This window comes from Thiomicrolovo sp. ZZH C-3 (assembly GCF_054862725.1).
Map to the genome: position 1 here is coordinate 1,483,987 of NZ_JBTKXX010000001.1, position 20,418 is coordinate 1,504,404.

The following is a 20,418-nucleotide window of genomic DNA, read 5'->3' on the forward strand; positions in this document are numbered from 1 at the left end:
TGCGGACTGGGGTATCGCCAAGCGGTAAGGCACTTGGTTTTGGTCCAAGCATTCGGGGGTTCGAATCCCTCTACCCCATCCACCTTTTCATAACGATCGCGGGATAGAGCAGTTCGGTAGCTCGTCGGGCTCATAACCCGAAGGTCACAGGTTCAAATCCTGTTCCCGCAACCAATCGAAACCTTCAACTCAAAATCAAACTTTTTTTCCAAAACGAGCTTTTTTTTCCTAACATCAGTATCCCTCTTGCGATGCTGCCTCCTTCACAAAGCTTTTGAATTCAGACGTCATAAAATAGCGATGCACATAGGTCCGGCCCTCTGCCATAGCCAATACCCCGGCCAGTGCCGAGGCGTTTACATCGGGCAGGACGACAAATGCCATCCCCAGGCGGCGGCACGCTTCGGCTTCGCTCTGCACCAGTTCCCGCACGAAGGGCACCTCGGGATCCAAAACAGAGACGACGCGCCTGATACCCTTGCTGCTTTGCAGCCGTTCCAGCGCTTCGGGGTCCGGGTAAGGGCCCACGTAAACCTGACTGTGGACATAGGAAACGCTCCCCTTGAAGGGCTGCAACGGGTTGGCATATGCCTCCACCTTGTCGAAATTGGTAAGCACCATCAGAAAATAGTAGCTCAGAAACGTCATCAGCAGCGGGAGACGTATGCTCCAGAAGCGCAGGCTGTCCACCCAGTTCAAATCGACTTCCTTTTAATATGTCCCCAGGTGCGGTTAAAGACGTTGAACATGGCGAGGAACCCCTCCACTTTGAGCATCGGCCGGTAGAGAAACGGTTCAAGGAAACTCAGCACCAGCAGCCGGTAGATGTCTTTAAGTTTCGTCAAACGGCGCTTGACGAACATGTCTAAAGAGAGGGCGCCGATATTGAGAACGGTCCCCCAGGCGAACTCCAGCAGGAAAAAGACGATGAGCGCTTCGCGGTTCAGCAGTCCGAAGATGTAAAGCGTGATGATGGAGACGAGCCCCATAAACGTCACCATCGGTGCAATCCCCTCGATCATCAGGTAATAGGGAAGCGCGAGCATGCCCACCCTGCCGTATTTCGGATTGAAGATCATTTTGCGGTTGTGGTAGAGGGTTTCGATCAGCCCCCGGTGCCAGCGGTTGCGCTGGCGCAGCAGCGATTTGTAATCGGTGGGCACCTGTGTCCAGCACATCGTATCGGGGAGGAACCGGACGGTGTGGTCGATGCCGTTATCGTAACAGTGACGATGGATGCGCACCAGCAGATCGAAATCCTCCCCCACCGTATGCCGGTAGCCGCCGATGGAGAGGACCATATCCTTGCGGAAGACGCCGAACGCGCCGGAAATGATCAGCAGCGCGCCGAAGCGTTCCCAGGCGATCCGCCCGGCGAGGAACCCCCGGGTATACTCGAGCACCTGGAATGATTCGATCTGCGTGTCCGGCAGCCCGCGGCGCAGGACATTCCGCTCAACGACGTCGCACCCGTTCATGACATTGACCCTGCCGCCGATGGCCACCAGCCGTCTGTCCAGCGAGAAGAGAACGATGCTTCTCAAAATCGCGTCGAACTCCAGCAGCGAGTCCGCGTCCACGCAGCAAAAGAGCGGGAAGCGCGAGACGTTAATGCCACAGTTGAGCGCATCCGCCTTCCCCCCGTTGGCTTTATCGACGACGATCAGGTTCGGATAGTCCGGTGACGTATAGGTCTGCCGGATCGCCTGGTGCGGCACGTTCAGCCGTACGGGGACGTTGCTCGGTTCCAGGGCGAACTCTTCCTGGAGACGCGCAAGCGTACCGTCGGTCGAACCGTCATTGATCACGATGATCTCATACTCGGGGAAATGGAGCTTCAGGAAAGAGTGGACCGAGGCCGTAATCGTCTGTTCCTCGTTAAACGCCGGAACCAGGATCGACATCGGACGGTAGTTGTTCGAGTTGATGATACGGCTGACGATGACATTCTTGGCGGAGAAAAAATACCCCATGACCTGTTTGAGCGAGATCAGGATAAAGAGCGTCGTCGTCATATTCGTAAACACGAGGAACATCAGGTAGAGCACCTGAAGCAGCAAGAAGAGGTAGATCAGGTATTCACTCATCATCGTGTTCCGTCAGGGGATAAAAAGCCTTCAGGCTGTCAAGGAAAAAGGGGTCAAGGATTTTCCCGGACGCTTTGCGCGTGACAATATCGAGGATCTCGACGCGACTGATTCCGTGCTTTTTGCACATTTCGAAGATATTCCTCCTGACATAGTAATTCTCATCGAAAAAGTAGACGTACATGAACGCCAGCGCGGAAGTGCCGCAGAGGTCCAGCCCCGTCCTGGCACAGACGATGCGGGTGACCGTGTTGGGGCTGCGGTAATACGCCCGGATGACATCGCACTCCATCGCCCCGATCTTGTGGAAACTCCGTATATAGGTGATGACGAGCTGCTCATCCTCCCGGTAGCGTTCGAACAGGTTCGTGAGCAGCGGGGCGTATTCGCGCTTCTTCGTATCCCCCAGTGCCGCGACGACGCTCCGGACCATCACCATCGGCGCCTCGCGGAAAAGCGCCCCGTTCAGGAAAGTCTCCAGCTCCCCGTATGCGATGTTGACGAAGGCCTGCATATAGACGAACTCGCTGAATTTCAGGCTGATCCCCCTGCGGTACGCCCCCTGCAGCACCTCCGTAATGTGTTCAAGGTCCTCAGCGGTTTCGGCGAGCTTCGCAAAGCCGTACACGGAGTAGACCATCATCTCGAACTCGGCATGTTTTGCAATCATCCGTTTGAAAAAGGATTTCAGGCGCGGCGAATAGAGAAAAAGCATTTTGGTAAAAAAGAACTTCTTTTTCACCTCCGACCAGCTTTTTTCATGCCGGTTCAGCAGGTAGGTGTCCACCTCCATTGCCATGGCCAGTTCCGATGTTTTGCTCCGCGCCGTCACGGGGAGGAGACTGTTCACCTCGGTCAAGGCGTCGGCAAATGCATAGTAATCGAGCCTGCCGTTTACCGCAATGTCGTGCTGCCCCGTTTCAAGGTAACGGTTGATCTGCGGTATGTACTGCTCTTTGCGCAGCAGCACGCTGTACCTTCGCCGTTCGATGGAGTACTGCGAAACCGACAGGACGATGAGCAGGACGACCGCACTGAGGAAAAAAACAACCGTCACATCCCACACAAGCGGCAGTCTGTCGGTCAGAAACATCAGCCAGGAGTGGAGTATATTTTCCGGCATCACCAGTACCTTCTGACATAAATGCCCGCGCCCCGGCGTTCGAACGTCGCGGTGTCGGAGCGGTAGTGATCGTAAAAGAGGGCGCCTCCCGCCATCCACTCAGGCGTCAGCCGGTAGCTCCCCTCCCCCCGGAACATGTCGGCATCCGTATGGCTGAACACGTTGCCGATGTCGACCTTCTCCGAGGAGGAGGCCCGTGTATAGGAGAGCATCGCCTCCCAGCGGCAGACGCTTTCGTATTTCAGCAGATTCAGCAGCGCGTAACTGCCGCTCTCCGGTACCCAGTAGAACTTCTGGTTCCAGGTGTAACGGTCACCGAAATAGATGGAGTACTCCGGGACCAGCAGGTGCGTATCCGTCTCTTTGTAATGATTGTAGACGTACCCCATGCCGATCTCGAAATTTCCTATCCCCTTGTAAAGGTGCCCTCCGAGGCTGTAGCGGGGCAGGAACGCCGCATCCGGCGCCGCGGAGAAGGAGAGATAGCCCCACGTCCCGTTCCCGAAGGCGTCGTAAAGTTCGCCCCGGACGTTCGTATCGTAAAGGCCGTAGCGCCAGACACGCTCCGCCGTAGCCACAAGCACACGGCGCGCAATCGGCACCTCGACCCCGGCATAGACCCGCCCGTCGTCGTCCCGCTTGTCACTGTATCCGGCGAGCTCCGTCCCGGCCTCGAACGCGTGGAGCCTGGTACGGCAGTAGAGCTCCGGGTAGGCTTTGCGGAATGTCTCCAGCGCCTGCCCGTCCAGTGCCGACACCGCTTTCCCCGCTTTGGATTTTTCATGCTGTTGCAGCAGTACCGTGGCATACATCCGTGTCGCGTCAAGGTCCCCCGGATGCTCTTCACAGAGCGTTTCAAGCAGCGATTCGGCTTTGCCAAGTTCTCCCGCTTCCAGGTAGAGCGCCGCCAGTTTTTTCCCCGATTCGGCATCCTTCTGCTGAGCATACCTTTGCTGCAGGCGTTCGGCGGCTTCGACGTTTTTGCCCTGCCAGCGCAGCAGGTTTGTCAGGATCGCCTCCGCTTCCGTACTGGCGGGGTAGCGTTCCAAAAGCGCCCGGACGGCCGCTTCCGCTTCCGGGAACCTCTCCAGTCTGATCAATGCGCGGACGCGTAGCAGCATGACGTCGTAGGCGTTCCTGACCGCCTTCGGTTCCGCATCGATGCGTGCCGGGACCTCTCCGGGCGCCTTCTCCAGGAGCGTTTCCCCCCTCTCCAGCAGCAGCGCTGTGCGGACCTGCAGGTAGACCCGGTCGTTTCCGTAGGCCGGGTCCAGTGAAACCAGATGCTTGAACTGCGTATCCGCTTCCGCAATACGCCCGGACCAGAAAAGCAGCGTCGCGTACTGTTTCAGCACGGTCGCATCGCCGGGGAACACTCCCGCCAGCATACGTGAAGCGTCGCAGGCCGCAGGCGCTCCCTGTGCCTTTGCCACTTCGTACAGGCGGTCGATAAAAAGCTGCCGGATCTTGTCCGGATCATCCGTCACGGTCTCAAACGCAGCCGCACCGCGCCTTACCGCACTTTCCCGGACGGCAGCTTCGCTGCTGCCGACGAAGCAGCGCACCGAGTAACTGTTCGCTTCCCTATATGTCACGCAATACGGCGAGAGATCGCCCGGGAGACGGCCCCGGGCTTCTGCTGCTGCCGTGGCCGTTTCGAACGTCCCCATCCGCGTCGAAAAGATATCCGCCGTCAAGCAAACAGGCAACAGTATCCACGGCAAAAAAAGTCGTTTCATGCTTTCAGGCCACAATCTTTCATATTTTTTTCGTACTCTGCATGATACGGTATGCTACCTAAAGCGCCAATTCGCCACGTTAAAAAACATTTTCGTTTACACTGTCACACTGTTTTTACGCTGCTGTCTTTCAAAACGGCAAAGTATTCGGGATATTAAGATTGTTGCAGGAGCGGTGTCGGTAAGAGAGGGGGAAAGGTTGGCTTGCCGGGACGGCGGGGAGTCCGGAAGCGATTAGAACTGTTTGGCGTAGACAGCAACGGCGATCAGACCGATATAGACCATTGCCATAAAGCTGAACTTCGTGCGAAAGTAGTTGTCCAAAGCGTGCATCGTTTCTCCTTGTGCCTTGATTACCACTCTTTATGCAATTATGGTTCCGGGCAATTTTCGCCGTTTTGGAAGGAGCAGCTGTTGTCAATCGGCGTGCCCAGCGGCGTGTTGATGATCCCTTCGATCTTCGCCTGGTCGAAGCCGCACATACGCTGGCCGTTGACGCTGATAAGGGGCCGGCGGATCAGGATGGGGTCTTGCAGGAGCATGGAGAGGGCCGTTTCGGCGTTATAAGCCGCCGGGTCGACCCTCCCCTCTTTGACGGCGGGGGCGTTGGGGTTGAACCACTCGGCCACGGGACGGTCATCGAGGTAGGTGCGCAGCTCGTCGGGGCCCATGTTGAGCGCCAGCAGGTTCTGCACGATCAGCGTACAGCCCGCTTTGTAGAGCAGCTTCTTCTGGCGCGCGTTGGTGGCGCAGCCCGGTTTTTCGTAGAAGAGAACCAGTGTCATCCCAGCTCGACCATATCGATGGCTTTGTCGGTGAGGCAGTAGGTCGTCGTACCGTCATCGTCTTCGGTCATGCAGTGGTTGAGGCACCCCGCATCCCAGAGGATCTCGATCGCTTCGTCGACAAGCTTCTGGTCCAGCCCGAGGTAAAAGGCGATATCCTCCGCCTCGTAGACGCTGTAGTTCTCCTCGTCGGCGAGGTTGTAAATCGCCTTCATGACGCTGCGGAGGATCCGCGTCTTGTCAATCGGTTCGGACGGGTCCATACCAGTTTCGGACATCTCTACACTCTCTTCGGACATTTTTACTCCTTCAAAGCCGCTATCTGTTTTTGCAGTGCGATCCGCTGCAGCGGATGTAGCTGCGTCTTTTCCACCCATGTTTCATACGCCTCGGTATAGTGCGCTTTAAGCAATGGGTGCAAATTCTGTGCCTGCTTGCTCAGCGTCTCCAGGTAGGCCTTCGCCTCGTCGTAGCTGAACTTACGCACGGGCTGCAGGCGGCGCTTTACCCCGTCGACGAGCTTGTCGTCCAGGAAGTCTTCAGCCATCGTTAGAAAGGCCGTCGCGGCCCCCAGGTCGGCGTAGTGCTCGTTCCAGATACGGCCGTTGATGACCTGGTCGCAGGCCATGTCGATAAAGACCGGCGCGTATTCAAGCACCTGCACCAGCTCGGTAAAGTCGTTGTCGACCATGGCGCGGAAGAGCATCCGGCTCCGGTTGCGCACCTTGACCCGCAGGCGGTCGTTGGCGATGACGTCGGGATGCAGCCGCGTAAAACGCTCGTACGCCCCCAGGCGCGAGTGGTTGAAGGCCATGATGGAGACCATGACGTTTTTGTCGCTGACCTGCTCCGGGTGCGAACCGGAGGGGCGGTAGAAGGCCCACTCCAGCCGTGCCTCGTCATCCTCGTGGTAGAGGTAGAGCTCGTCGCCCCGCGTTTCGAAGTCCGGCTCATCCTTGAGGGCTTCGATCTCTTCCTTGTAACTCAGGTCGTACACCGTATACCTCCTTACAGATCAAAGTAGAAGACGTCGCCGTAGGGCTCAAAACGCTTCATGTTGCGCTTCTCGCTCACCAGGAACAGCGTCGGCAGGTGCGAGGCCTTCTCGATCTTGAAGAAGCCGTCGCTGAGCACCATCAGCGTCGCCGCCGCCTCGTCCGCCGTATTGAGGTACTCCAGTACCGGTGCGAACTGCGTCCCTCCGTTGCCCTTCTCGAAGGCCACCTCGGGTTTGAGCGCCTGGGCGTCGTAGGTGACGATCTTCTCCTTGTCGACCTCATCGTCGAAGGGGATGACGGTTACCTTGAAGTCGGTACTGAGGCGCAAAACCCCGTCGATGATGCCGAGGAACTTCGAGAAGGTGTCGCGGCTGATACTCATGGAGCGGTCCAGCGCGATGTAGAGGTTGAGGCGGTTATGCTCCTGGCGGTAGCCGGGCAGGTAGAGCTCCTGGTAGATAAAGCGGCGGTTGGGCCGGGAAAAGTCGCTCTGCTTGTCGAAGAAGCTCTCCGTCATGTAGGTGTGCAGGAGCGTCGCCAGGTCGATCTTGGGGCGGGTCACTTCGCGGATCACCTCCAGGAAGGAGGCAGGGATGTTCCCCTGCTTCTGCGCCGCGCCCATTGCCTGCACGATCAGCGCGTCGATATCTTCCATCGCCGCTTCGCTGTCGCCCTCGCTCTCTATGAGGTCCTGCTTCTGCTCCTGCGGGTTCTCGTCGTCGGGTGTGCCCTCGCCCTCGGGGTTCTCCTGATACAGCGAATTGTAGACCTCCTCGACGCTCTGGTCGCGGTACTTCTCCATCATCACTTCGTGCTCCGGCCGCTCGCCAACCCGCTCGAAGTCATCGAGCAGCAGATTGATGACGACGTCGCTGCTGCGGTTCCAGGTCTTGTGGTCGCGACCGGCCATGCGGAAAGGGTGCTTGAGCATGATGTGCAGCAAGGTATGCGCGTAGATGTACTTGAGTTGCGGTTCGGGGATGGTCTCGGCCATCGTCGTATCGACAAAGATGGCCGTCCCGTCGGTCTCGAAGGCTTCGTGGGGGTTTTTGCGGTAGCGCATGGGCAGGGAGAGTGCCAGGACGCTCAAAAACGGGTGGTCAAATAGAAACTGGACGCGGATCTTCTCCAGCCGGCGCTGCAAATCGCTCTGTTCTTCTGGCATGGCCCTCTCTCTACCCTAGGTTTATGCCGGAAAATATGCAATCGCCGTTCTATGGTTAAGCGGCTACACCTCCCCTTTCAGGTAAGCCTTGCGCTCCGCTTCGGGGAACTTCTCGATGGCATAGCGCAGCATCGTCCGCGGCATAACCTTGTATCGGGAGGCAAGAAACGCCCGCTCTCTGTCCGGATCACGGTTGCCGACTTCACGCAGCATCCAGCCGACGGCCTTGTGGATCAGGTCGTGGGTATCTTTGAGCAGCAGTTCCGCTATTTCCAGCGCCGTGTCGAACTTTCTGTTGCGGATAAAGTAGAACGTCGCCATGATCGCAATGCGGCGCTCCCACAAACTTTCTGAACGTGCGAACGTATAGAGGACCGCTTTGTCCCTTGCTATCAGGTACTCACCGACAATATAAGGCGCGGAGCTGTCGACGAGGTCCCAATTGTTGATATAGGCGGTATTAGCCATGTAGCAGTTGTAAACCGCTTCTTTCTCCGCCATATCTCCGCGCTCGTACTTCGCGACCATCAGCAGCAGCGCGAAAAGGCGCTCTTCATGATAGGCGGAGTGCAGAAGCATCACGACCTCATCCAGCGGCGTCTCACGGAACTTGGCAACCTGCTTGCGCAGCACAGGGACGCGGATACCAAGAAATCTATCCCCTGCTCCGTACTCCCCCTCGCCCGTTTTAAAAAAGCGCTGTGAATGTTCGGCGATGTCGGGGTCACCGAGGCTTCTGAGGGTTTTACTGATTAGTTCTGCGTTCATACTATTCACTTGTAATGTTTATTTGAGCAATCATATAGTTGTCCACAGTTCGTAGATTAGTCTGCAATGATTTGTCAGGTACTATAATGATTGAATTTTCGCCATATCGATTGATGCCGTTTATTATTTGGCGTATTGTAATGGTCAGTAAATCTAAAAAGCATTATTGACCCAGATCCCCATGCCACGCCAATCTCGTACTTTCCCTTTTCAAATGCGTATTCAGAAACAATCCATTCTGCTTTTGCCATGTTTTTGACAATTACATTGCCGAAGTACATGGCCATGCATTCCTCAAACTCTTCTCGCTTTGTATGAAGACTTTCGAACGCATTATCTTCCCATAATTCGAAATACCATACCTCAAGCGATTTTAGACTTTCGGGACTACTATCTGGTTCAAACATGTCACTAGCTGATGCGAAATCACTAAGGCGCTGAAGTCTATTATCCCTGAAAGCAAACAAATCTCTTTCAGCATCAGCTTGAGAAGAATAAGCAGGGAGTTTTTTCCCAAACAACTTTGCAATCTTGAGACCGTATCTCATCAAATGAATACCTTACTAGAACGTTTCGAATGAGCAATCAAAAAGCTGCTCGCGGGTTTTTGATTGGTCTCCTCTGATTTGTTATGTCTTTTCATCTTCTACGTTGCAAGGTAAGATGAAACACTCTGGATAGTTCTTGAGTAAAGATTCTTGAATCCCTGCATGTATTCCGTCATTTTTTATCTCGTCCAATAAGGTCTCCATTCTCCTTTTTAATGGAGCACCATAGTCATCATAAATATTATATTCCTGCGCTGAAAGATCAAAAGCAAAGCTTTTGACCTCCGAACAGCCTTTGACCGTATAAGTACGATCTTTATGTAGAAATTTTAGTTGATTGCAATTTTCTAGATTTATTTTATTCATCTATTCCCTTAGTGACATAACGTTTGCATTGAGCAATCAGTAACCCGCAGATAGGTTGCTGATTGGCTCCGCTTATTCGTTATATATTTTTTTCATCATCTACTTGTGCTTTATCAATTACAGATTGATATATAGTCTCCACCAGCATGGCATGATCACAACAATGAGCCATTCCAGTAAGGCCATGTACACGATTAAACTGTATAGAGAGCTTCTGGCAAAAATCATCCAAATCGTCTCTTGTTTTTTCGATTAAATGAATATCTTCATTTAAACTTCCATGTTCAACTGATTCAACAGAATATTTATATCCTTTTGTTGACTTGGAACTTTCTTTAATTCTCATGACTGAGTCTGGAGAACTTTTAAACTCTGGAACCCAAAATGAATGTATTAATTGATTTCGTCTGCTTTCACATTGATGGCATCGTTTCACAATCTCATCTAATTTCTCATAAATATTCTCTTCACTGAATAGCACTTCCTGAGAATCATGCAGGTCTTTAATGAGTGAACTCATTACATGGACTTTTGACTTAAAGGACATTTCACTCATCAATATTCGCATCTGGGAATAGGATGAAGTCATACTTCCAAAGATCAATCCTTCTACAGAACGTTCAAGGCCCTGAAAAGAAACAACCAGCTTCCCAAGTATTTCAAATAAATATATTTTTGTTTGAGTTTTCTTCATACTGATCCATAACTATTTATTCAATCAACACTATATTCGATCATCTATTGAATAAACATGTTAATAATACATTTCCAAATATAGATTCGAATCAATATACCACCTATCAACTTAACACAAAACAAAACTATTTAATACAGGAAAAGAAGAACGGGACGAAGAAAACGTCCCGGGAGAAGTTTTAGTGGCGGTACTCTTTATGGTGTCCGTAGGCGTGCCCATGACCGTTACTGCGTTTATAGACGGTACGGCCCTCTTCGTAATAACCTGACGGGTATCCGGACTCGTAATAGATGACCGGTTCACCTCTGTAAGCGTACGGCGCACGGATGACGCAGCCGGTAAAAAGCAGTGGGATGAGTGCAAGCAGCAAATATCGCATCTTCTATCCTTTTTTCATTTAGATAGGAAAAGCATAGAAAAAAATCGTGGGGGGATCGTGACGCGGGGAGCCCTCTTGGGCTGAGGGCTATTGCGGCATTGTGCCACATCGTTTTCAGTACCTGTGTCCCCTATGGTAGCCGCCGTACGGATAGATGTCATAGTAGATGACCGGGCCGTGATGATGCGGCCCCGGCACCCGGACGACACAGCCGCTGAAAAGCAGTGCAATGAGCAGTATGAACAGGTAGCGCATCGTTTATCCTTTTGTCGTTCTTTTCAGAAAGCATAGGAAAATTTCATGAGCCGTTTGTGAGAGAGAGTCTGCCCGAGACGGATCGGACGTGACGGTTAGAGAGGAGAGGTATACTCTTTCGAGCAGACCTTTTTAAAGGATGTACTCCCCGTACTTTGCCAGCCAGGCGTCGAAGGCGCCGTGGGTCGCGATGGATTCGTCCTTGACGATGACGTCCTTGACGAGCATGACACCGAACTCCGTCGGGAGGGTTTCGCTGTAGGCGAAGAGGTGGTCTTTGTGGGTATCTGAGCCGTTGTAGTACTCGACGAGCGCCGAGACAAGCGCGTAGAGCAGTGCCGGCTGGTTCGGGGTCTCGGGGTAGTGCCCCTCGTAGATCGCCGCGACATCCGGCAGCTCCTCGTAGACCTTGACGTAGGAGACGAACTCGATGCCTGCGGCGTAGCCGATGGTGCCGTAGATAACCGGGGCGATCTTGCCGATATCGAGGCTGGATTTCAGAATGTCCGAGAGCATGTGGTAACTGCGCGGCGTCGCGAAGGCCGGGTTGGCGTCGTCCTCGACAACCGGTTCGGTCGAGAGCAGGTCCGGGCGGAAGCCCAGGAAACCGATGACGAAGTGGTGCAGTTTACTTTTCAGCGCGAAGAGCTTGAAGTCGTCGAAGCGGGCCTGAACGTGCAGGTGCACCATCCGGTTGGCCAGCGGGGTGGGCAGGCGGAAGACGACCCCGCGGTCGCTGACGCGGTTACCGGCGCAGATGATCCGCCACCCTGCGGGCAGGTCGTACTCGCCCATGCGGCGGTTGAGCACGAGCTGGTAGATGGCAGCCTGCACCGACGGCGGCGCGGAGTTGAGTTCGTCGAGGAAAAGGATACCCTCGGAGTCGGGGTCTTTCGGGAAAAAGACCGGCGGCATCCAGACCGTCTGCTCGTCTCGGATCGCCGGGACGCCCCGCAGGTCGACCGGGTCCATCTGCGACAGGCGCACATCCACCAGTTCCAGTTTGTTCTTCTCTGCCACGTCGGCGACAATGTAGGATTTCCCGATTCCGGGGCTGCCGTGGATAAACAGCGGCGTGTCCGTTTTGATCAGCGTATCGATATGGTCGTAAAGTTCCGTGGTTGAAATGGATGGTGTCGTCATTGAGGGTTAGCGTTCCTTTCAGTAATTAACGTGCGGATGCCCGGGGGTTCAGGCACTCAGCTCTTTGACCATGCATTTGAAGCAGGTGAGCTGATCATCGCAGGTGGCGCAGGCCGGGGCGATGGCATTGACCCGGTCGTAGATGTATTTTTTCCAGAGCTTGTCCTTGGGCTTTTCCGCCGCCAGTTCCGGGAAGTTCTTCTTCATGAACGCCCCCATCTCCGTGCGGCTGTGGAAGCCCATGTCCTCGTACAGGTGGTCCATCAGCAGCGACTTCTGGGCGACCAGGGGTGCCAGGACGGTCTTGGCGTAGTAGTTGACCGCATACGCGGAGAGGAGTGTCTTGACGTCTTCATACATTTTGACATGTTCAGGCGGCATGATCGCAGTCATGGAATCTCCTTGAATATAACTCATCAACATGCAAATACCGTTCTACTGTCTGCCGTAGAGCAGATAGAGATAGTCGTGAATGTCGCTGAGGAAGAAGCGGCGGTTGTCCCGCTCCTCGAAATGGCCGACCCAGCCCGGATCCCCCTCCGCCGTCATCTTGCTGGGATGCACGAACTCGTTGTAGGGAAGCGTCGCCTTGAGCGGACCGCAGTCGTTGATGGCGTCGACGACCGCCTCGAAAATCGCGTCGAGGGTTTCGTCGTCCGCCGTGAGATAAAGATTCCCGTCCTTCTGGTAGAAGCGGTAGATGTTCAGGATCTTCTGTGCTTCGGCACTGTGTGCCTTGTTCATTTTCTTGACATTCATGAAAGGGTACCTCCATACACCCTATCGCTCCATTCCGAAGACGCCGACATAGAGAATGTCCTCCGGCGTCTCCAGAAAGGTTTGCAGTTTCTTATCGTAAAAGGCCCCGATAGCCGTGTAGCCCACCCCGCGGGAGGCGGCTTCCAGCGAGAGACCGTGCGCAAAGGCGGCCGAGGCCATCTGCAGGTCCGCGCTGTACTCCGGCGTACTCAGGACCATCACGATCTCCGCGTTTGCGACAAAACGCTGATCGACGAGCATGGCGGCGATCGCCTCGGCGAAATCGCCCGTCTTTACTCTTTTGCCCCCGCGGTAGACACCCGCCGGGGTCTGGTCGTCCCGGAGCACGATCGCATAGGCGTTCATCCACTCCGGCGTCCGCGTGAGCGTATGCATAATGCGTTCAAATGCATCCGCCGGCATCGTCTTGCCTGCAAAGACCCGGGCGGAACGACGGGCGCGCTGCAGCGCCTCGTCGGTACTGCGCATCCGGGGCGGCAGCGTCCTGCCGACGGGATGGTGCTGCACGATCCAGCCGGGGACGACCCCGTCGCTCTCGTTGTAATCGGTCGGCGCCACCTGCATCAGGGGCGTTTTGGGCAGCTTGACGGGTTTCTCTCCCGCCGTGCCGACGGCCAGGGCCGCACAGACATACTCCTGCTGCCCGAAGCCCATCATGTGGTTGAGCGCCGAAAAGTCCGCGTCCTCCAGCAGCGTTGTATCCAACCCGTGCGCATCCATCGCCGCGCAGAGCGCACCGATCTGGTGGCCGGCATCCATGTAGCAGTAGCGCCAGGCGCGGTGGCCGTACTTCCATTCGGAACGGAACGGGACGACACTGACGACAAAAATGAAACCGTCAAAGCGTGTCTCCATCCCGACGAAGTGTTCCAGCCCCTCCGCGCCGCATTCGCGGATCAGGACCATCTCCTCTTTCTGGGCGTCCAGATGGTAGGTGCCGCTCAGTACCCCTTTGACCCCCCGCACCTGGACATAGAGTTCCACGGGGTGCAGGTTGCCGGCAGAGGGGGTGTTGAGACGCAGGTAGGGTTTGCCCCCGACATCCCCTTCAAAGGTGATGCAGCGCGAGAGCGCCAGCGGGGCGAGTCCTTCATGGGCATCGAAACCGATACGGTAGAGAAACTCCGGGTAGCGTTTGAAAAGGGAGGGCTGGGAAGCCCAGTCGATGTAGCCGCCGGAACGGGCGACACGCAGCGGCGTCAGCGCCGTGGCATCATACAGCTCACGCATAGCGCAGCTGATTGAGGACGTCCCGGTTGACGGCGAAATCGATGGCGCAGTAGCCGTCCATGTTCTGCATGGATTGGTCGGCGCCCAGGCTCAGAAGGCATTTGACGCTGTTCAGACGGGAAGCGGAGACGGCATACATCAGCGGGGTCTCGCCGTTCTCGTTGATATCGTCGATGTCCGCGCCGGCAGTGAAGAGACGGGCGATGATCGCGGCGTTGTCGGCATAACAGGCGTTGAAGATGACGCCGTTATAGTCGTGGTTGACCGCATAGAGGTCTACGCCGGCTTCGAGCAGGCGCTGCACCATCAGCTCATTGCCCTCCAGCGCGGCCTGCAGCAGCGGGGTGTTGCCGTTGAAGGCGCGGGATTCAAGGTCGCTGGGGTCAAAACCGCGGGCCAGCAGCCACGCAATGTAGTTCTCTGCCATGACGGACTCCTTCTTCGCTGTGTCTTAGACGCTCATCCATTCCTCGTGGGAGTGGCCGTGTCCCGTCTTCTTCTCGTTGACCAGTTTGTCAACGACCTCGATACAGGCATCGTAATTGACTTCGTCGACGATCTCGGGGACGATCTCGCGGTAGGCGATGACGCCATCGCGGTCCACGACGTAGACGGCGCGGGCCATACGGTCTCTGAGTTTGCCCTCACTGATCAGCAGGCCGTACTTCTTGGCAAAGTTGCGATCCGGGTCCACAACGATTTCCGCAGCATCGATGGACTCTTTTTCCGCAAAATCCTTGACGAAATCGAGGTCATCCGTTGTGACCATGATGGCATTGAGCTTTTTGAAGGTTTTGAGCAGTTCATTGAACTTCTTGGCGCCGAGGGAACAGACTTCCGTCTTCAGCGAAGGAATAGCGATGAGCAACTGGGTATTGGGGGCGATCATGCCGATGACGTTTTGTGAACCGTCAAGCTTCGTGATGCGTGCTGCCGGGGCTTCGCCGCCAACCATTGGCTGCTTTCCGATAAGGGGTGTCGGGGTGCCGTGTACCGTAATTTCCATAACATATCCTCAGTGAGATTTCCGCAGATAATGCAAAATACGTTCCTGTTAAAATTGTGATATTGCCTATTTTTTATACTACATATTTGTCGTATTTTGGTATACCCTTGGACTATAATTACAACTGAACATTGATTCAACCATGTGATTGAAACGCTATAAACTGTAGTAGAAAGAAAAACGTAATGATGTATGACTCCCCCGTGATCCCCGACAGGCCCGAATGTAAGACCTGTTCGCTCACCTTTGCCTACAAAGAGATCGAACTGCTTTACGAAATCGCGGTCATCCTGGCCAGCTCGACGGACATCAAAGAGACGATTGAGCAGGGAATGCGCCTGCTCAAGCGTCACAACTACCTTGAACGCTGCGCCCTGTTCCTGCTGAACGAAGAGGAAGTTCTGGAACTGTACGCATCGATCGACCTGACCGAACAGCAGCGCCTCATGGCGACCTACAAGATCGGCGAAGGGGCGACAGGCCTTGCCGCTGCCGGCGGCGAACCCGTCGTCATCGAGAATATCCACAACAGCATCGACTACCTCAATAAAATGGGCGTCGTCAACAGCAAATCGGTCTCCTACGTCGCCGTCCCCGTCATCCAGGACGACGCCGTCACCGGGGTCATCTCCGCCAACCTCGGTCCGGACACGCCGCTGAACTTCGACGAGATCGTGCGCATGCTCACCATCGTCGGCTCCCTCTTCAGCGGGACGCTCGCCATCCAGCAGCGTTACATCAAGGAGAAAGAACAGCTCAACCAGCTCAAGATGTACTATAAAGAGGAGATGCTCAGCGAACACCGTTTCGAGAACATCATCGGGCGCAGTACGAAGATGCGCCAGATCTTCAGCATGCTCGAGACCGTCGCCCCGACGGACGCAACGATCCTCGTACGCGGGGAGACGGGTACCGGTAAAGAGCTGATCGCGACGGCCGTGCACAACCTCAGTCAGCGCAAGAACGGCCCCTTCATCAAGCTCAACTGTGCCGCCATCAGCGAGACCCTGCTTGAATCCGAACTCTTCGGTCACGAGAAAGGCGCCTTTACCGACGCCAAAGAGATGCGCAAAGGGCGCTTCGAGCTGGCCGACGGCGGGACCCTTTTCCTTGACGAGATCGGCGATATCACCCCGGCCCTGCAGGTCAAACTGCTGCGGATCCTCCAGGAGCAGGAGTTCGAACGTGTCGGCGGGACGAAGACGATCAAGACCAACGTCCGCCTCGTTGCCGCGACGAACCGGAACCTCGAGGAGATGGTCAAAAAGTCGGAGTTCCGCGAGGACCTCTACTACCGTCTCAACGTCATTCCGCTGAACCTCCCGCCGCTGCGCGAACGCTACGAGGACGTCAAGCTGCTCGTCGAACACTACATGAAAAAGTTCATGAAAGAGCACAACAAGAGCATGGTCCTCTCCAAGGCGGCGTTGGAGCTGCTGCTTGATTACCCCTGGCCGGGGAATATCCGGGAGCTGCAGAACACGATGGAGCGCCTCGTACTGATCTGCCCCGAGGGCGAAGTCCAGCCGGAGATGCTCAACCACGTTCTGCCGTTCAATTACCAGAAACTCTACAACCCCGCCACGCCGGAGCCGGCACCGCAGCCCGTCCCGGCGGCACCGGTCGCACCGCCGCCCCCGCTGGAGGAGGCGGCCCCGGCGAACACCGAGTCGCACCCGGTCACCAAGGCGACCCTGCAGGAGCTGGAGAAGGAGTCCATCATTCAGGCCCTGATCGAGAACCGCGGTATCCAGACGAAGGCGGCGGCCCAGCTGGGCATGACGCCGCGCCAGATCGGGTACAAGATCAAAAAGTACGGCATCGACATCTAGCGATGCCCTAACCCCAACCAAGGAGTACTATCATGGCACACGCAACATCTGACAACCCCACTGTTTCACCCGCAATCGGGTCCACCTACGGCACCTGGTTCCTCGGACGCAAGAAAGAGGAGTGCGGCAAGGGCAGCAGAGGGGTCGCCCCGGTCTGCCGCGCTGAGAAACCAAGCTGGTTCCTCGGGCGCAAACAGTAGCCCGGCACCCGCAAAAAACCCTGGAATGCCATTTGCAATCTCCTTATAACAAGGAGTTATAAATGGCAATGCACTACTATCATCAGAAGCTTCAAGCGCTGCGCACCAGCCTCGCCTGCAACGGCTGCGGTGCGACCATGGCGTTTTACAGCGTCCCCTCCGCCCTTATCTACGGCCTGTGATCAGTATCGAATCGCGATATAGAAACTGAGGTCGAAGGTCCCGTCTTCACTGAGGAAGTTGTTCTTTCGGTAGACGGCATAAGAGGGTTTCGTCGTCGTTTCGTATTCGCTGCGCGGCAGCCAGACGTGGTAGACCCAGTGGATGAACCGCAGGAGATCCTCGTGGCGCCCCTGCAGGTCGAACCGGGCGTAGATCCCCGACGCGATCTTGAACTTCGGCAGGCGGTCGCTGCGCACCTTCTCGTCCGTCTCGATACAGGCGATGTAACGGCACTCCTCCAGCGGTGTGACCGTCGGGTTGTCGTGAAAGAGCGCGATCTGGCGGTACGCCGTCACCCCGTTGTCCAGCACCCAGGTCTGCAGCTTCTGCCAGGTCGGCTTGATCATGCTGTCATACCCTTTGTGACGGATATAGTAACTCTCCAGCTCCGGCCGCTTTTCGATGACAGGCTCCATGCCGTCGAATTCGGAGAGCTTCGCCGTCTCGATGCCCGCACGGCGCAGCAGCCGGTCCGAATAGGTCTTATACCCCCCTTCCCTCCACCGTTTCGGGCTCTTTCCGAACCGCATCTTGAACGCCTTGATAAAAGATGAGTGGGAGCTGTACCCGCACTGGGCCGCCACTTCGGAGATCGTCGAGTAGCGGTTGGTGATCAGCAGGCTCGAGGCTTTCTGCAGCCGGATCGACTTGATGCTTTCATAGATGTTCTGTCCGAACATCTCCTTGAAGATCCGGTGCATATGGAACTTGCTGATTTTGAGGTCCCTGCTGAGCTCTTCGAGGTCGATATGGGTCTCGATATGGGTATAGATGTAGTAGAGAATATCGTTGGCGATCTTCGTATGTTTTTGCAGCGTCTCTTTTCTCATGGCTACATTATAGCAATAATAGACAATTTTACTGACAATTAATAATAATTAAACTCACATCAATTGCAAAAGAAAAAAGCATGAAATAGAAAGAAATAATTTTCGGAACCCTCTAAAATGTCTCCATCTTTTTTAAACGGGATGCCATCAGGCGTCCGAAACGGAGTCACAATGCAATCGATTACGAAAATCCTGGTCGCCAACCGCGGCGAGATCGCCCTGCGCATCATCCGCGCCTGCAAAGAGCTCGGCATCACCAGCGTCGCCATGTTTTCCGAAGTCGACGCCGAAGGGATCTGGGTCCGCAAGGCCGACGAGGCCTACCCCATCCTGGGCAACTCACTGCAGGCCTACCTGGACTATGACCGTATCATCTCCCTGGCGAAAAAAGCGGGCTGCGACGCCATCCATCCCGGGTACGGCTTCCTGAGCGAAAACGCCGAGTTCGCCGACGCCTGTACCAATGCGGGCATCATCTTCATCGGTCCGAAGGCGGAACACATCATGCTCTTCGGCGACAAAACGGCCTCAAAGGCGGCGATGAAAGCGATCGGCGTCCCCGTCATCGAGGGGACCCAGACGGCCATCACCGATAAAAAAGAGGGGGCGAAGGTCGCGGCGGAAATCGGCTTCCCCGTCATTATCAAGGCGGCGTTCGGCGGCGGCGGGCGCGGGATGCGCATCGTCCGCAAAGCAAAGGAGTTCGACGAACTCTTCGACTCCGCGACGAACGAGGCGAAGAAGTTCTTCGGCAAAGGGGACGTCTTTATCGAAAAATATGTCGAGAACCCGCGCCACATCGAGGTGCAGATCATCGCCGACAAGTACGGCAACGTCGTACACCTCGGTGAGCGGGACTGTTCCATCCAGCGCCGCCACCAGAAGGTGATCGAGATCGCCCCCTCCCCCCGCCTGAATGACGCGGTGCGCAAGGAGATCTTCCGCATCTCCACCAAGGCGATGTTCCGGCTGGGCTACGAGAGCGTCGGCACCATCGAGTTCCTCGTCGATGAAGCGGACACCGTCTACTTTATCGAGATGAACACCCGCGTCCAGGTGGAGCACCCCGTCACGGAGCTCATCTCCGGCATCGACATCATTCAGCGCATGATCGAGATCGCCGCCGGGGACAAACTCCGCTTTCTCCAGGAGGAGATCATCTTCCGCGGTTACGCCATCGAGTTCCGTATCAACGCCGAAGACCCCCAGAAACAGTTCTTCCCCTCCTGCGGGAAGATCACCAACTATATGGCACCCGGCGGCCCCGGCGTCCGGCTCGACACGAGCCTCTACGCCGGCTACGTCATCCCGCCGGATTACGACTCCATGATCGGCAAGCTCATTATCTGGTCGCTGGACTGGGAGGGGGCCGTGCGAAAAGCGCGCCGCGCCCTGGACGAGTTCTACATCGACGGGCTGCCGACGAACATCCCCCTTCACAAGGCGATCGTCCGCGACCAGGACTTCATCGAGGGACGGTTCACGACTTCATACCTCGACGAGAAACTGGACAAGTTCAATCTCGACGCCATCAACTGCATCAAGAAAGAGGAGGAGCGCATGGAGCAGATCAACAATCTGATCGGAACGATCAAACAGAACAACCTCTCCATCCGCCACTAGGCCCCACCAACCGCATCCGCAGCAGCGGGTCGGTGTCCATAACATATTTTTTAATCTGTTGAGAAATCATTTTGTATATTATTTGATCAATTTGGAATTTTATGTGGTAATATTCCGGGTGTTTATTTTACTAACGAGGTGTTCCTTGACCACAAAAATCATCTTTTCCGATGGTAAAGTTCAATTTCTCAGTGACGTCGATGCGGCGCTGTGCAGCAAACTCAAAGAGGCGCAGAGCGACAAAAGTATCAACGACCTGCTGTCCCAGCATATCGGCAGTTTTGCCCTGTGTGAAGAAATGGATGCCGGTGAGGTAGAGTGTACGGTGGATCTGCTGAAGAAAAAGCAGTCGAGCATCAAACGCATGAAGAAGGCGTTCGGCGGGCGCTAGGCCCGCTGCTGCGGGAGGATCACTCCTCGCCGCGGGTAATAATCTTGGCGTCGACTTCGTCGGGGAGGTTTTTCGGCCCCGGTTTGATGTACCAGACGTCACCGTTGGTCAGGCTGACGTTGCCGCCCCACTTCTCATCGGTGTCGAACTCCAGCTCCTTGATGATCTCCTCCATGTCCTTCTTTGCCACGTAAAAGAGGATCTGACCTTCCCCGTTGTCTCTTAACATTACTTTTGCCATTGTTTTTCCT

At 55.5% G+C, this 20,418-nt stretch carries 26 protein-coding genes and 2 tRNA genes; 6 read left to right on the top strand and 22 right to left on the bottom strand.

Annotated features, from left to right (window positions below; all coding sequences use genetic code 11):
• Positions 1 to 7: 7 nt before the first annotated feature.
• A tRNA-Gln gene (locus ACXWTF_RS07600) sits at positions 8 to 82 on the top strand.
• Between the two features lie 15 nt (positions 83 to 97).
• A tRNA-Met gene (locus ACXWTF_RS07605) sits at positions 98 to 174 on the top strand.
• A gap of 60 nt (positions 175 to 234) precedes the next feature.
• Here the strand turns inward: ACXWTF_RS07605 and ACXWTF_RS07610 are convergent.
• The 20 genes from ACXWTF_RS07610 to ACXWTF_RS07705 all read right to left on the bottom strand — a co-directional run bounded on the left by ACXWTF_RS07610 (position 235) and on the right by ACXWTF_RS07705 (position 15,069).
• On the bottom strand, positions 235 to 699 hold the full coding sequence (locus ACXWTF_RS07610; RefSeq protein ID WP_461714400.1) for a hypothetical protein: 465 nt from the start codon (positions 697 to 699) through the stop codon (positions 235 to 237).
• Complete coding sequence (locus ACXWTF_RS07615; protein ID WP_461714401.1) at positions 696 to 2,087, bottom strand: glycosyltransferase family 2 protein; 1,392 nt, start codon at positions 2,085 to 2,087, stop codon at positions 696 to 698. Before ACXWTF_RS07615 ends, ACXWTF_RS07610 begins: the two co-directional genes overlap by 4 nt.
• Positions 2,080 to 3,210 (bottom strand): hypothetical protein, encoded by a 1,131-nt coding sequence (locus ACXWTF_RS07620; protein ID WP_461714402.1) that lies wholly within the window; start codon positions 3,208 to 3,210, stop codon positions 2,080 to 2,082. Before ACXWTF_RS07620 ends, ACXWTF_RS07615 begins: the two co-directional genes overlap by 8 nt.
• Positions 3,210 to 4,907: a YaiO family outer membrane beta-barrel protein gene (locus ACXWTF_RS07625; protein WP_461714403.1), complete on the bottom strand. Its 1,698-nt coding sequence runs from the start codon at positions 4,905 to 4,907 to the stop codon at positions 3,210 to 3,212. Before ACXWTF_RS07625 ends, ACXWTF_RS07620 begins: the two co-directional genes overlap by 1 nt.
• Before the next feature lie 413 nt (positions 4,908 to 5,320).
• The gene (locus tag ACXWTF_RS07630) at positions 5,321 to 5,734 is read right to left on the bottom strand and encodes an ArsC/Spx/MgsR family protein (RefSeq protein ID WP_461714404.1); all 414 of its coding nucleotides are present in this window, start codon (positions 5,732 to 5,734) and stop codon (positions 5,321 to 5,323) included.
• The gene (locus tag ACXWTF_RS07635) at positions 5,731 to 6,033 is read right to left on the bottom strand and encodes a hypothetical protein (protein WP_461714405.1); all 303 of its coding nucleotides are present in this window, start codon (positions 6,031 to 6,033) and stop codon (positions 5,731 to 5,733) included. Before ACXWTF_RS07635 ends, ACXWTF_RS07630 begins: the two co-directional genes overlap by 4 nt.
• Positions 6,034 to 6,035: 2 nt before the next feature.
• Positions 6,036 to 6,731 (bottom strand): hypothetical protein, encoded by a 696-nt coding sequence (locus ACXWTF_RS07640; protein ID WP_461714406.1) that lies wholly within the window; start codon positions 6,729 to 6,731, stop codon positions 6,036 to 6,038.
• 11 nt (positions 6,732 to 6,742) lie between these two features.
• Entirely contained in the window at positions 6,743 to 7,897 is a 1,155-nt protein-coding gene (locus ACXWTF_RS07645) for a vWA domain-containing protein (RefSeq protein WP_461714407.1), read from the bottom strand.
• Positions 7,898 to 7,960: 63 nt separating this feature from the next.
• Positions 7,961 to 8,665, bottom strand: coding sequence for a DNA alkylation repair protein (locus ACXWTF_RS07650; protein WP_461714408.1), 705 nt, complete (start codon positions 8,663 to 8,665; stop codon positions 7,961 to 7,963).
• Between the two features lie 74 nt (positions 8,666 to 8,739).
• Positions 8,740 to 9,213 (bottom strand): hypothetical protein, encoded by a 474-nt coding sequence (locus ACXWTF_RS07655; RefSeq protein WP_461714409.1) that lies wholly within the window; start codon positions 9,211 to 9,213, stop codon positions 8,740 to 8,742.
• An 81-nt stretch (positions 9,214 to 9,294) separates the two neighbouring features.
• The gene (locus ACXWTF_RS07660) at positions 9,295 to 9,579 is read right to left on the bottom strand and encodes a hypothetical protein (protein WP_461714410.1); all 285 of its coding nucleotides are present in this window, start codon (positions 9,577 to 9,579) and stop codon (positions 9,295 to 9,297) included.
• Between the two features lie 79 nt (positions 9,580 to 9,658).
• A complete protein-coding gene (locus ACXWTF_RS07665; protein WP_461714411.1) occupies positions 9,659 to 10,273 on the bottom strand; it encodes a hypothetical protein in 615 nt (204 codons plus the stop codon).
• Between the two features lie 181 nt (positions 10,274 to 10,454).
• Positions 10,455 to 10,655 (bottom strand): hypothetical protein, encoded by a 201-nt coding sequence (locus tag ACXWTF_RS07670; protein WP_461714412.1) that lies wholly within the window; start codon positions 10,653 to 10,655, stop codon positions 10,455 to 10,457.
• 114 nt (positions 10,656 to 10,769) lie between these two features.
• A complete protein-coding gene (locus tag ACXWTF_RS07675; protein ID WP_231018229.1) occupies positions 10,770 to 10,910 on the bottom strand; it encodes a hypothetical protein in 141 nt (46 codons plus the stop codon).
• Between the two features lie 132 nt (positions 10,911 to 11,042).
• A complete protein-coding gene (locus tag ACXWTF_RS07680) occupies positions 11,043 to 12,053 on the bottom strand; it encodes an ATP-binding protein (RefSeq protein ID WP_461714413.1) in 1,011 nt (336 codons plus the stop codon).
• Between the two features lie 48 nt (positions 12,054 to 12,101).
• Positions 12,102 to 12,446, bottom strand: a complete 345-nt coding sequence (locus ACXWTF_RS07685; protein WP_461714414.1) for a nitrogen fixation protein NifQ — start codon at positions 12,444 to 12,446, stop codon at positions 12,102 to 12,104.
• 42 nt (positions 12,447 to 12,488) lie between these two features.
• Positions 12,489 to 12,812, bottom strand: coding sequence for a hypothetical protein (locus ACXWTF_RS07690; RefSeq protein ID WP_231018233.1), 324 nt, complete (start codon positions 12,810 to 12,812; stop codon positions 12,489 to 12,491).
• 21 nt (positions 12,813 to 12,833) lie between these two features.
• The gene (locus ACXWTF_RS07695) at positions 12,834 to 14,063 is read right to left on the bottom strand and encodes a nitroreductase family protein (RefSeq protein WP_461714415.1); all 1,230 of its coding nucleotides are present in this window, start codon (positions 14,061 to 14,063) and stop codon (positions 12,834 to 12,836) included.
• A complete protein-coding gene (locus tag ACXWTF_RS07700; protein WP_461714416.1) occupies positions 14,056 to 14,490 on the bottom strand; it encodes an ankyrin repeat domain-containing protein in 435 nt (144 codons plus the stop codon). Before ACXWTF_RS07700 ends, ACXWTF_RS07695 begins: the two co-directional genes overlap by 8 nt.
• 24 nt (positions 14,491 to 14,514) lie before the next feature.
• Positions 14,515 to 15,069: a redoxin family protein gene (locus ACXWTF_RS07705; protein ID WP_461714417.1), complete on the bottom strand. Its 555-nt coding sequence runs from the start codon at positions 15,067 to 15,069 to the stop codon at positions 14,515 to 14,517.
• A 185-nt stretch (positions 15,070 to 15,254) separates the two neighbouring features.
• Between ACXWTF_RS07705 and nifA the strand changes: the two genes are divergently transcribed.
• Together nifA and ACXWTF_RS07715 are read left to right on the top strand one after the other, a co-directional pair.
• The gene (gene nifA / locus ACXWTF_RS07710) at positions 15,255 to 16,901 is read left to right on the top strand and encodes a nif-specific transcriptional activator NifA (RefSeq protein ID WP_461714418.1); all 1,647 of its coding nucleotides are present in this window, start codon (positions 15,255 to 15,257) and stop codon (positions 16,899 to 16,901) included.
• A 32-nt stretch (positions 16,902 to 16,933) separates the two neighbouring features.
• Positions 16,934 to 17,101, top strand: a complete 168-nt coding sequence (locus tag ACXWTF_RS07715) for a hypothetical protein (RefSeq protein WP_461714419.1) — start codon at positions 16,934 to 16,936, stop codon at positions 17,099 to 17,101.
• A gap of 182 nt (positions 17,102 to 17,283) precedes the next feature.
• On the opposite strand, the gene ACXWTF_RS07720 is transcribed toward ACXWTF_RS07715, so the two are convergent.
• Positions 17,284 to 18,153: an AraC family transcriptional regulator gene (locus tag ACXWTF_RS07720; RefSeq protein WP_461714420.1), complete on the bottom strand. Its 870-nt coding sequence runs from the start codon at positions 18,151 to 18,153 to the stop codon at positions 17,284 to 17,286.
• A gap of 171 nt (positions 18,154 to 18,324) precedes the next feature.
• Here ACXWTF_RS07720 and ACXWTF_RS07725 point away from each other — a divergent pair, with 171 nt between their 5' ends.
• Both ACXWTF_RS07725 and ACXWTF_RS07730 read left to right on the top strand, forming a co-directional pair.
• Entirely contained in the window at positions 18,325 to 19,776 is a 1,452-nt protein-coding gene (locus ACXWTF_RS07725) for an acetyl-CoA carboxylase biotin carboxylase subunit (protein ID WP_461714421.1), read from the top strand.
• A gap of 145 nt (positions 19,777 to 19,921) precedes the next feature.
• Entirely contained in the window at positions 19,922 to 20,167 is a 246-nt protein-coding gene (locus ACXWTF_RS07730; RefSeq protein ID WP_461714422.1) for a hypothetical protein, read from the top strand.
• 19 nt (positions 20,168 to 20,186) lie between these two features.
• On the opposite strand, the gene nifT is transcribed toward ACXWTF_RS07730, so the two are convergent.
• The gene (gene nifT / locus ACXWTF_RS07735) at positions 20,187 to 20,408 is read right to left on the bottom strand and encodes a putative nitrogen fixation protein NifT (RefSeq protein WP_461714423.1); all 222 of its coding nucleotides are present in this window, start codon (positions 20,406 to 20,408) and stop codon (positions 20,187 to 20,189) included.
• Positions 20,409 to 20,418 lie beyond the last annotated feature (10 nt).

What these genes read in the sequence shown, in the direction of transcription:
- ACXWTF_RS07615 (WP_461714401.1), bottom strand. Translation starts at nt 2,087, where the DNA reads ATGAGTGAATACCTGATCTACCTCTTCTTGCTGCTTCAGGTGCTCTAC.
- ACXWTF_RS07620 (WP_461714402.1), bottom strand. Translation starts at nt 3,210, where the DNA reads ATGCCGGAAAATATACTCCACTCCTGGCTGATGTTTCTGACCGACAGA.
- ACXWTF_RS07630 (WP_461714404.1), bottom strand. Translation starts at nt 5,734, where the DNA reads ATGACACTGGTTCTCTTCTACGAAAAACCGGGCTGCGCCACCAACGCG.
- ACXWTF_RS07635 (WP_461714405.1), bottom strand. Translation starts at nt 6,033, where the DNA reads ATGTCCGAAGAGAGTGTAGAGATGTCCGAAACTGGTATGGACCCGTCC.
- ACXWTF_RS07645 (WP_461714407.1), bottom strand. Translation starts at nt 7,897, where the DNA reads ATGCCAGAAGAACAGAGCGATTTGCAGCGCCGGCTGGAGAAGATCCGC.
- ACXWTF_RS07650 (WP_461714408.1), bottom strand. Translation starts at nt 8,665, where the DNA reads ATGAACGCAGAACTAATCAGTAAAACCCTCAGAAGCCTCGGTGACCCC.
- ACXWTF_RS07655 (WP_461714409.1), bottom strand. Translation starts at nt 9,213, where the DNA reads ATGAGATACGGTCTCAAGATTGCAAAGTTGTTTGGGAAAAAACTCCCT.
- ACXWTF_RS07660 (WP_461714410.1), bottom strand. Translation starts at nt 9,579, where the DNA reads ATGAATAAAATAAATCTAGAAAATTGCAATCAACTAAAATTTCTACAT.
- ACXWTF_RS07665 (WP_461714411.1), bottom strand. Translation starts at nt 10,273, where the DNA reads ATGAAGAAAACTCAAACAAAAATATATTTATTTGAAATACTTGGGAAG.
- ACXWTF_RS07670 (WP_461714412.1), bottom strand. Translation starts at nt 10,655, where the DNA reads ATGCGATATTTGCTGCTTGCACTCATCCCACTGCTTTTTACCGGCTGC.
- ACXWTF_RS07675 (WP_231018229.1), bottom strand. Translation starts at nt 10,910, where the DNA reads ATGCGCTACCTGTTCATACTGCTCATTGCACTGCTTTTCAGCGGCTGT.
- ACXWTF_RS07680 (WP_461714413.1), bottom strand. Translation starts at nt 12,053, where the DNA reads ATGACGACACCATCCATTTCAACCACGGAACTTTACGACCATATCGAT.
- ACXWTF_RS07685 (WP_461714414.1), bottom strand. Translation starts at nt 12,446, where the DNA reads ATGACTGCGATCATGCCGCCTGAACATGTCAAAATGTATGAAGACGTC.
- ACXWTF_RS07690 (WP_231018233.1), bottom strand. Translation starts at nt 12,812, where the DNA reads ATGAATGTCAAGAAAATGAACAAGGCACACAGTGCCGAAGCACAGAAG.
- ACXWTF_RS07695 (WP_461714415.1), bottom strand. Translation starts at nt 14,063, where the DNA reads ATGCGTGAGCTGTATGATGCCACGGCGCTGACGCCGCTGCGTGTCGCC.
- ACXWTF_RS07700 (WP_461714416.1), bottom strand. Translation starts at nt 14,490, where the DNA reads ATGGCAGAGAACTACATTGCGTGGCTGCTGGCCCGCGGTTTTGACCCC.
- ACXWTF_RS07705 (WP_461714417.1), bottom strand. Translation starts at nt 15,069, where the DNA reads ATGGAAATTACGGTACACGGCACCCCGACACCCCTTATCGGAAAGCAG.
- nifA (WP_461714418.1), top strand. Translation starts at nt 15,255, where the DNA reads ATGATGTATGACTCCCCCGTGATCCCCGACAGGCCCGAATGTAAGACC.
- ACXWTF_RS07715 (WP_461714419.1), top strand. Translation starts at nt 16,934, where the DNA reads ATGGCACACGCAACATCTGACAACCCCACTGTTTCACCCGCAATCGGG.
- ACXWTF_RS07720 (WP_461714420.1), bottom strand. Translation starts at nt 18,153, where the DNA reads ATGAGAAAAGAGACGCTGCAAAAACATACGAAGATCGCCAACGATATT.
- ACXWTF_RS07725 (WP_461714421.1), top strand. Translation starts at nt 18,325, where the DNA reads ATGCAATCGATTACGAAAATCCTGGTCGCCAACCGCGGCGAGATCGCC.
- nifT (WP_461714423.1), bottom strand. Translation starts at nt 20,408, where the DNA reads ATGGCAAAAGTAATGTTAAGAGACAACGGGGAAGGTCAGATCCTCTTT.